Source organism: Methanobrevibacter sp. (assembly GCF_036307625.1).
In the GTDB taxonomy this organism is placed as follows: domain Archaea; phylum Methanobacteriota; class Methanobacteria; order Methanobacteriales; family Methanobacteriaceae; genus Methanocatella.
In genome coordinates this window covers 1-8,905 of sequence record NZ_JAXJXF010000045.1, presented here as the reverse complement: position 1 = coordinate 8,905, position 8,905 = coordinate 1, and the positions used below count along the sequence as shown (strand labels likewise).

At 36.5% G+C, this 8,905-nt stretch carries 10 protein-coding genes; 7 read left to right on the top strand and 3 right to left on the bottom strand.

Translation table 11 applies throughout. From position 1 onward, the window contains the following. From UIB65_RS02870 to UIB65_RS02850, 5 genes are all read left to right on the top strand, one after another. A partial coding sequence (locus UIB65_RS02870; RefSeq protein ID WP_330039624.1) for a zinc ribbon domain-containing protein occupies positions 1–209 on the top strand: 209 nt, incomplete at its 5' end. A 51-nt stretch (positions 210–260) separates the two neighbouring features. Beyond that, the gene (locus tag UIB65_RS02865; protein ID WP_330039625.1) at positions 261–746 is read left to right on the top strand and encodes a hypothetical protein; all 486 of its coding nucleotides are present in this window, start codon (positions 261–263) and stop codon (positions 744–746) included. A 289-nt stretch (positions 747–1,035) separates the two neighbouring features. After that, the gene (locus UIB65_RS02860; RefSeq protein ID WP_330039623.1) at positions 1,036–2,544 is read left to right on the top strand and encodes a DUF2142 domain-containing protein; all 1,509 of its coding nucleotides are present in this window, start codon (positions 1,036–1,038) and stop codon (positions 2,542–2,544) included. Positions 2,545–2,556: 12 nt separating this feature from the next. Further along, positions 2,557–4,149: a DUF2142 domain-containing protein gene (locus UIB65_RS02855; protein ID WP_330039622.1), complete on the top strand. Its 1,593-nt coding sequence runs from the start codon at positions 2,557–2,559 to the stop codon at positions 4,147–4,149. Between the two features lie 230 nt (positions 4,150–4,379). Further along, positions 4,380–4,709 (top strand): TIGR04076 family protein, encoded by a 330-nt coding sequence (locus UIB65_RS02850; RefSeq protein WP_330039621.1) that lies wholly within the window; start codon positions 4,380–4,382, stop codon positions 4,707–4,709. Between the two features lie 239 nt (positions 4,710–4,948). On the opposite strand, the gene UIB65_RS02845 is transcribed toward UIB65_RS02850, so the two are convergent. Beyond that, positions 4,949–5,581: a CatA-like O-acetyltransferase gene (locus tag UIB65_RS02845; RefSeq protein ID WP_330039620.1), complete on the bottom strand. Its 633-nt coding sequence runs from the start codon at positions 5,579–5,581 to the stop codon at positions 4,949–4,951. Between the two features lie 74 nt (positions 5,582–5,655). On the opposite strand from UIB65_RS02845, the gene UIB65_RS02840 reads away from it, so the two are divergent. Further along, entirely contained in the window at positions 5,656–6,987 is a 1,332-nt protein-coding gene (locus UIB65_RS02840) for an FAD-dependent oxidoreductase (RefSeq protein ID WP_330039619.1), read from the top strand. A gap of 37 nt (positions 6,988–7,024) precedes the next feature. Next, the gene (locus UIB65_RS02835; RefSeq protein ID WP_330039618.1) at positions 7,025–7,999 is read left to right on the top strand and encodes an Mrp/NBP35 family ATP-binding protein; all 975 of its coding nucleotides are present in this window, start codon (positions 7,025–7,027) and stop codon (positions 7,997–7,999) included. Here UIB65_RS02835 and UIB65_RS02830 read toward each other — a convergent pair. Together UIB65_RS02830 and msrB are read right to left on the bottom strand one after the other, a co-directional pair. Further along, complete coding sequence (locus UIB65_RS02830; RefSeq protein WP_330039617.1) at positions 7,996–8,391, bottom strand: hypothetical protein; 396 nt, start codon at positions 8,389–8,391, stop codon at positions 7,996–7,998. The two genes, UIB65_RS02835 and UIB65_RS02830, sit on opposite strands and share 4 nt — an antisense overlap. 34 nt (positions 8,392–8,425) lie before the next feature. Beyond that, positions 8,426–8,842, bottom strand: coding sequence for a peptide-methionine (R)-S-oxide reductase MsrB (gene msrB, locus UIB65_RS02825; RefSeq protein ID WP_342674255.1), 417 nt, complete (start codon positions 8,840–8,842; stop codon positions 8,426–8,428). Positions 8,843–8,905: the final 63 nt, after the last annotated feature.

The following is an 8,905-nucleotide window of genomic DNA, read 5'->3' as shown; positions in this document are numbered from 1 at the left end:
GCAGCAACTGCGGACACTACAACAAAGACCTAAAATATGAAACAGAATGGAAATGCCCACAATGCCAAAAAACACATGACCGAGACATAAACGCCGCTAAAAACATTCTAAAACAAGGATTAACAGATTTAATCGATGAAAAAATGAACCTCTGGAACAGGGGGGATAGCACGGTAATCCTACTCTCGTGGGAGAGTATCAGCCCGTGAAGTAAGAATCCTCGACTTCTCCAAAGTCGAGGTAGTTCAATCTTTTTGGCAGTGTTGTTTGCAGGAATAAGTTCTGCATTTGCATTCTTTGAACCGATATTAGCTTCAATTTCATCAAAATCTCATATGAGTCGTAAAAAGCTAGTGACAATACTGAGTATTATCGGATGTTTGTGTTCACTGATTTTCACCTGTGGAATAAGCAGTTATCTTGTCGGAATTGTAGACGGCTTTGTCAATAAGTTTGGAATATTGCTTTTAATTGCAGTTCAATGTGTAATATTCGGATGGTATTATGGTGCTGAAAAAGTCATTCCTGTTTTAAATGAAAAATCAAGAATTCATATTGGCGTTATTTGGACAGCAATCATCAAATATATCCTTCCGATATTTTTAGTAATCATCTGGTTAATTGGAATAATTGATCTGTTTATGAATGCTACTCAATTTGAACTAATCATAGATATGATACTTATTATATTTGTTTTAGGACTGTCTGCAGTATTTTACCGGAAAAAATCGGTAGAAAATATATGATTTTCATTTAAATTTTCAACTCACTATAAAAATCTATTGGAAATGTGAATAGTTCAGATAATTAAAAACGGATATTTAAATCATTATTACCTTTATAATTAATGTTTTGACAATTTAACGGATATGAATAGTGGTTTTGTTCTCTTTTTTTCATATATTTACAAAATATTTATATAATATCTTCTAATAAAATAAAATTGGGAAAATGAATTTGGAGAATATTAGTGGGGTTTTTATAAAATCCAAAAGGTATTGGTTAATCTATTTAATCTTCATTGCTGTTACGTGCATGTCTACACTTTCTGCCAAGAACTTCGAGAATCCGCAGTTTGTGATAGCCACATTTGTAATCGTTGCAGTCGTAGGTATACTATCTATCGTCTATTATTTCATGCATGACTCTGAAAATGAACTGTATAAGGTTGCATTTGTAATCATACTATGTTTTGGAATGATGTCTTCATTGATTGTACCTATTGTAGATGTCAGCGATGAATTGGAGCATCTTACACGGGCGGAAATAACCTCTCAAGGGGTTGCATTCCCTCATTGGGAAGGTGGTGTGAACAATCTCACCAGATTGTACAATCATACCTCTGAAGGAAAGTACAGCACAGCCCTAAATAAGGATGTAGGTTTCAATACCTCTGAAAGCCATATGTTTTTCTTACAGAATCGGGAAAAGACGGTTTTTGAAACGCCCGGTGATACGGATAAAATTTCCCAATCAACAATACTTGACGGGTCTGCCTTTGAGCAAAATCCGTTTTATGGATACCTGCCTCAGGCAATTGGTGTTTTTTTAGCCAAGCTATTTGACATGAATGTAATTTGGATGCTTTGGCTTGGAAGGATATTCAATTTGATTTCCTATGCGGCTTTAATATCTCTGGCCATTAAAAAGGCTCCGGTGTTAAAAGTTCCTCTTTTGGCCGTTGCCTGCATACCTCTTTCGATTTATCAGGCGGCTTCCGTAAGTATTGATTCAATGATAATCGGTTTGGGGATACTTTCAATAGCATATTTCCTGTATATGTATAAGGCGGATAAGAAATCCCTTGATACTAAGCATGTTGCACTATTTTGCGGACTCTCATTGCTTTTGGGTCTTTGCAAACTGCCTTATCTGGCTTTTGTGTTTTTGATATTGCTTGTTCCTAGAGACAATTTCAAAAATGAGAATATAATGAGATACATGCTTTTGGGTGTTCTGATTGTTGCCTTTGCAGGTCTTTTGTGGAGTACCTATTCCGAACCGGCTTTGATGCATTCATGGAGATCAAAACTTAATTATATGGACCCTGCATTGCAGGTTGAATATCTTATAAATAATCCGATGGCCATTTTGCACTTTTTAAGGATGATTTTCACATATACTTTGGGAATTACAGTAAACGGTCTGTTCAATTTCTTTGCAGCTGGCAGTGCAAACCATTATTCAGACCAATATACGCTAATTACAATATTCCTATGGATATTTTTGGCTTTGACATTGCTGTTCTATCCGAATAAGGGAAAGTTCAATCTCAAGGCAAGAGTGGGTTCACTTCTAATACTGCTGATGATATATGTGGGAACATGCTTCATTCAGCTGCTGACATGGGCGGATGTTGGAAGTACAAATATAGGCGTCAGTGCAAGGTACTTTTTACCGCTGTTTGCATTGCTTCCTATCATAGTGCCGTTCAGGATAAAAAAACTGGATGAATTCAAGGGGAGTTATGATAAATATGCAATGATTTTCATCATTGGTTTTATGGCCACTTTAATACTGGCTTTTGCAACTAAATATTATTAATTGAGGGGAAAAATGAGTTTAAATGAATTTAAGGATGTATTGATTTCATCGAAAAAGTATTGGTTGATCTATTTGGTCTTAATAATTGTTTTAGGCCTTTCAACTATTACTTATAGGAGTGTATTGGATCCTACTTATGAAATTTATATATTTCTTATAGTTGCGGTTTTGGGCATTCTTTGCATTGTTTATTATTTTATGCATAATTCGGATAAGGAATTGTACAAGGTTGCCTTTGTAATTATACTATGCTTTGGGATTTGTGCATCATTTATTGTGCCGATTTGTGATGTAAGTGACGAAACAGAACATCTTGCAAGAGTGGAGCTGACTTCAAGAGGAATAATAATTCCTCATTGGACAGGAGAGGATTTGGGTGTTGACAGAGCTTACAATGTATCAGTAGGTCATAAGCCAGTTGTATATAATAAAGGTGCAGGTTTTGTATCTATTGAAGCCTTAAACGATTTGACGGTTAGTTTAGGTAGAACTGTATTTCACACGCCTTATGATTCGATAAAAATAGATTATACGCCGACAATAATCGTTTCAGCATTCGAGCAAAATCCGTTTTATGGATACCTGCCTCAGGCCATAGGTATGGACATTGCCAAATTATTGGATTTGAATGTGATTTGGATGCTGTGGCTTGGACGGATTTTTAATCTTATTTTTTATGCAGGATTAATATCGCTGGCTATTAGAAGGACTCCAGTTTTGAAAATGCCAATACTTGCCGTTTCGTGCATACCTATTTCGATTTATCAGGCGGCTTCGTTAAGCATAGATTCCATGATAATAGGTCTTGCAATACTTGCCATTGCATACTTCCTGTCGCTGTATAAGGCCGAGAAAAACTCGCTTGGCGTCAAGGAAGTTGTAGTGTTCTCGGCATTATGTCTGATTCTGGGTCTCTGTAAGCTGCCGTATCTGGCATTCATATTCTTCTTGCTGCTGATTCCATTCGACAACTTCGAAAAGGGTAAAAAAATCATTCCATATATGATTCTATGTATAGCTCTTGTTGGAATAATGGGAGTTATGTGGAGCAGATATTCCGAACCTGCATTGATGCATTCCTGGAGGTCCAGGCTCCGATACCTCGATCCGACAGGACAGATGAACTATGTCCTATCACATCCTGGTTTCATTGGAAATTTCTTTGCCCAAATTTTCACATATAACATAGCCAAGATTCTATACGGTATGTTCAATTTCTTCGGAGCGGCTCAAAGGGTACATTATGCAGACAGCTATCATTTGGTAGTGGCTACATTATTGCTGTTCTTGGCTGTGATGCTGCTTGCCTATCCGAAAAAAGTAAAATTCGATAAAAAGACACGGCTTGGAACATTGTTAATTGTACTGATGATATATGTTGGTACATGCTTTATCCAGCTTTTGACATGGGCAAGTGTCGGAAAGTTAAATCTGGGTCTTTCAGCACGGTATTTCGTGCCGTTATTTGCTCTGTTCCCGGTTATCGGAACATTTAGGATAGGGCAGCTGGAAAGGTTTAAGGACAATATAGATAAATATGCGATGGTTTTCATTATCGCATTCATGGCAGTCATGATTTTATCTTTTGCCACCAAGTATTATTAATTTTAAAAAAGGAATTAGGGATTGAATTAATCTCTAATTTCAGTTTTTGTTTGTTTTTTTTTTTAAATGCTGTTTTGCCTTTGGTATTTGTTGTTTGGTGTAAGTTTTATTGGATTTTTAAAGGTTTTTCATTGTTACTGTTATTTCAGAGGTTTGATTTGTAGTGTGGAAATTTCCATCATCATTAGGTTACCCATAACATTATACCTAATTAAAATAGATTATTCAATATGAAAAAGGTAAAGATTACAATTTTGAAGACTACACTTCAGGAAGACCTTGCGGCCGAATATGGTGTTGAAGGACTTTCAACATGTCCTTTGATGAAAGAGGGGGAACTATACTATGCGGATTATGCCAAACCCGAAAACTTCTGTGATGAGGCATGGAAGGCAATTTATCAGTATGTTTTTGCTCTGGCACATGGGGCAAGTGAAATATGGTATTATTCAGACTGGATAAGGACTCCTGGTGTTGCAATCGTTTCATGCAATGATGGTTTGAGGCCTGTAATTATGAAACTTGAGGCCACAGACATTGAATCTTCTGCAGAGGAATAGGCCAATCATTCATGCAGTGCGAAAATTGAGTTGGCAACATATAATCTAATCGGCGGATTCAATGATGTGGTTTTTGATTAATGACTCAATAGCTTCTGTTTAACAAGACTTTAAAAAAATAATTGCGGAAATGGAAGTTAAGGCAGATTTCAAATTCCATTTTTGAGGAAGTTTGTCGTTGATTCATGCTTTCGACAGTTTTTGACTACAGATGCATAGTTGGCTTGGAAAATATGAAGTTAGTCGAATAGGGTATTGTCAAATTCCTTTTGGGCGTTTTCGTAGAAATATCCTAGTTCACGTCCGTTGACGAATATATGACTTACTGTTATTGATATGCTCATTTCATAATTTTCGTTTACTTTTCCCCAAGTTATCAATGGTTGAATGGCGCTACCATCCACAACACAGTTTGTAATCATGTCAAAGTCCACCCAGGGAATGCATGAGAAATTGGCGATGTTGGTCTTGTCACGATTTTCCATTTCAATGAAAAATCCGTCTTTGGCATCTGTTAAGATGTCTGATATCAGCTGGCGCACATAATCATGCCACTGGATGATATCGTCAAATTCCTGGGGAATTTTCACTCTCATTTCTCGGTAGATGTCATTTGATTCATTCATGATTGGACTTACTCCATCAAGATAATCATATTCGATAACTTTTCCGTCAATTATTCTTCTTTTAAGGGCATCCACTGAATTTGTGGCATTCATTAAACAGCCTAAACTCATCACGAAAAATGACTTGTCATTTTCATGACACCAATTCCACAGCTTTTCCACATTAATTCTTGCAGACATATTATATCTGGCGGATTGAAAATTAATGAAGGGATTATTTTCTAAATCAAATTTAATTTCTCTCATGGCTTAACCTTAATCTTTTTATATTATTTTTTTATATATATTATACTGTATAAATCTTTAATGGGTTTGTTATAATGAAAGTAGTAATCGTAGGTGGTGGAGCTGGAGGAATCTCAACAGCTTCAAATATTCGCAAATTAGATCAAGATATAGAAATTACAGTTCTCACAAGAGACAATAAGGTAGCATATTCACCATGCGCCATTCCTTACGTATTGTCAGGTACAATCGAATCATTCGATGATATTGTGATGAGAACTCCTGAAGATTATAAGAAAAAGAACATTGACGTAATTACAGAAGTGGAAGTAACCGAAGTTGACAGCGACAAAAAGACTGTTACTTACGAAAAGAACGGTAAAAAGACTGTTATGGATTATGACAAATTGGTTTTAGCTACTGGTGGTAATCCTTTCGTGCCTCCAATGCAAGGTGTTGAGCTTGATGGAGTATTCAGAATCAGAAATATTGATGATGGTATTAGAGTGAAAGAAGCAATGAAGGATGCCAAAAGTGCTATTGTCACAGGTGCAGGTTTGATTGGTATTGAAATTGCATATGCCCTTAAAAAACAGGGTTTGAATGTAATTTTAAGTGAAATGTTACCTCAAATTGTACCTAGGTCTCTTGATAAGGACATGTCTGACATTTTGGTAAAGTATCTTGAAATGGAAGGCATCAATGTGGTTTTAGGAAAACCGATTACCAAACTGATAGGTGACGGAAAAGTCGAAAAGGCATGCTTTGGCGATGAGGATATTTATGATGCCGACATGGTTATTATGGCTACAGGCGTTCGTGCTGAACTTGACTTGGCACGTATGGCAGGTTGTGAAATCGGAAGATGGGCTGTTCTGGTAAACGACAGGATGGAAACTTCCGTTGAAGACGTATATGCTGTAGGCGACTGTGTTGAATCCAAAGACCTGATTTTAGGTTCAAATACTATTTCCCAATTGGGTACCACTGCAGTCCGTGAATCCAAAACATTGGCTCGTACCATTTGCGGCAAAAAGTCCAAATTCAATCCGGTTTTAAACTCAATGGTTTCCAAAGTTGGAAAATTGGAATTTGGTGCTGTAGGATATACTACAAGTTTTGCTCAACAAAACAGAATCAGACCTGTTGTGCAAAAGGTACAGGCTCTTACAAGAGCTCGATATTATCCGAATGCCAAACCTATGGACATCAAGGTTATCTGTGATGGTAACGGAACAATCATCGGATGTCAAATCATAGCTGAAGAAAGGGTGGCAGAAAGAATTGATACCATGACTTTGGCAATTACTGAAGGTTTGACATGCTTTGACTTGAGCAATATGGAATTCGCTTACGCACCTCCTGTATCAATGGTTACAGACCCATTAATCCTTGCCGTTGAAGAGGTAAGTAAAAAATTTAGTTAGATAACTTTTATTAAAAATATTTTTGGAGATGATATATATGCCAGAACATGGTCACGGTCATCATGGTCACGGAGGCCAAATGACTCCCGAACAGCAAAGGCAAATGATTGAACAAGAATTGAGATTAGCTAAAAATCTTGGTCAGATTAAACATAAAATAGTTGTTATGAGTGGAAAAGGTGGAGTTGGAAAATCCACCGTTGCAGCAAATATCGCTGAAACCCTACAGGGCTTAGGTTATTCAACAGGTATCCTGGATGCCGATATTCACGGACCTAACATACCTAAAATGTTGGGTTTGGAGATATATGAAAATGAATTCAACCAATATCAGTTTGACACCTTTAAGGAAATAACCGAAAATGCAATGGCAAAGGAAACCTTTGAAAGTGAGGATGAAAAAGCTGAATTCATCAAAGCAAAACAGCAAGAGTACAGTCATTCAATGTTTCCTGTAGTCACTTCCAGCGGTTTGAAAGTAATGTCTATGGCATTTTTAATCGACAACATTGACAGGCCAATCATCTGGAGAGGTCCGCAAAAAACCGGAGCTATCAAGCAGCTGATTTCAGATGCATACTGGGGACCTCTTGACTTTTTAATAATCGATAACCCTCCTGGAACCGGAGACGAACCATTGACAGTATTGCAGACAATCCCTGATGCAGATGCGGTAATTATGGTAACCACCCCTAATGTAGTATCTCAGGAAGATGTCTTGAAATGCGTCAAAATGGTTGAAATGATGAACATTAAGCAAATAGGCCTTATTGAAAATATGGCATATTACATATGTCCTCACTGTGATGAAAAACTCCATATATTTGGTGAAGGAAATGGTGAAAAATTTGCCGATGAAATGGAAATCGAATATTTGGGCGATTTGCCAATTGAAGAAGCAGTTTCCAATTCACCGAATAATGAAGCAACTATCTCAACATTAAATCCGGACGATGAAGTCTCAAAAAGATTTAAGGAAATAGTTGAAGAAATAATAGAAAAATTCTGTTAAATCAGTGTAATGTTTATGATATAACTTACACGTGCAATGTTTACGATGTATCCTAAGAAATTAGGATCTTCTTTTAATTTTTTGAAGTAATCAAGCTTTTCGATAATATAATCCTTGTTTTCATCCATCACATTCAATGAATAGTACTGCATTCCGTTAGTGTATTCGAGCGCATCGGTAAAGATGGGAACCAAATATTCATTGTCATTGCCGTAAGGGATTTTAACAGGCTCATTATCCTCAACTGATATTATAAAATATTTATCTTGAATGTATTCCTTTATAATCTCTTCTGTTTTTTCGATCGCATCCTGGTTTTTGTTTTCACCATGCATATAAATCATATTGATATGATTTTTCAGTTCTGGGTGGTTTATATCTTCTATATTCATTGTATCATACTTTTATCGTTAATGTTATTTAATTTTAATTTGAACCTTTCCTTTTTTTGATATAATCTTCAACTTCATTTTGGGGGATGAACTTAAGGGCTGCCGAATTAATGCAGTAGCGCTTGGAACCTCCCGGTCCGTCATTGAATACATGGCCAAGATGGGAATTTGATTTTGCGCTTCTGACTTCAACCCGTGTTGTGCCATATGAAAAATCCCTGTTTTTTGTAATCACATCTTCTGAAATTGGCTTTGAAAATGCAGGCCACCCGCATCCTGAGTCAAATTTGTCTTCAGAAGAAAATAGAATTTCACCGTTTACTACATCAACATATACACCATCTTCAAAAAAATCATCATATTCTCCGCTGAATGCAGGTTCTGTCATGGAAAGCTGTGTTATTTCAAACTGTTCTTTGTTCAGGTGTTTGAATTCTTCATCGTCCGTCAAACTTAAATCAACATGACAGTATCCCTGAGGATTTCTTTCCAGATATTTCTGGTGATATTGTTC

What these genes read in the sequence shown, in the direction of transcription:
- UIB65_RS02830 (WP_330039617.1), bottom strand. Translation starts at nt 8,391, where the DNA reads ATGAATATAGAAGATATAAACCACCCAGAACTGAAAAATCATATCAAT.
- UIB65_RS02845 (WP_330039620.1), bottom strand. Translation starts at nt 5,581, where the DNA reads ATGAGAGAAATTAAATTTGATTTAGAAAATAATCCCTTCATTAATTTT.
- UIB65_RS02860 (WP_330039623.1), top strand. Translation starts at nt 1,036, where the DNA reads ATGTCTACACTTTCTGCCAAGAACTTCGAGAATCCGCAGTTTGTGATA.
- UIB65_RS02855 (WP_330039622.1), top strand. Translation starts at nt 2,557, where the DNA reads ATGAGTTTAAATGAATTTAAGGATGTATTGATTTCATCGAAAAAGTAT.
- UIB65_RS02850 (WP_330039621.1), top strand. Translation starts at nt 4,380, where the DNA reads ATGAAAAAGGTAAAGATTACAATTTTGAAGACTACACTTCAGGAAGAC.
- UIB65_RS02840 (WP_330039619.1), top strand. Translation starts at nt 5,656, where the DNA reads ATGAAAGTAGTAATCGTAGGTGGTGGAGCTGGAGGAATCTCAACAGCT.
- UIB65_RS02835 (WP_330039618.1), top strand. Translation starts at nt 7,025, where the DNA reads ATGCCAGAACATGGTCACGGTCATCATGGTCACGGAGGCCAAATGACT.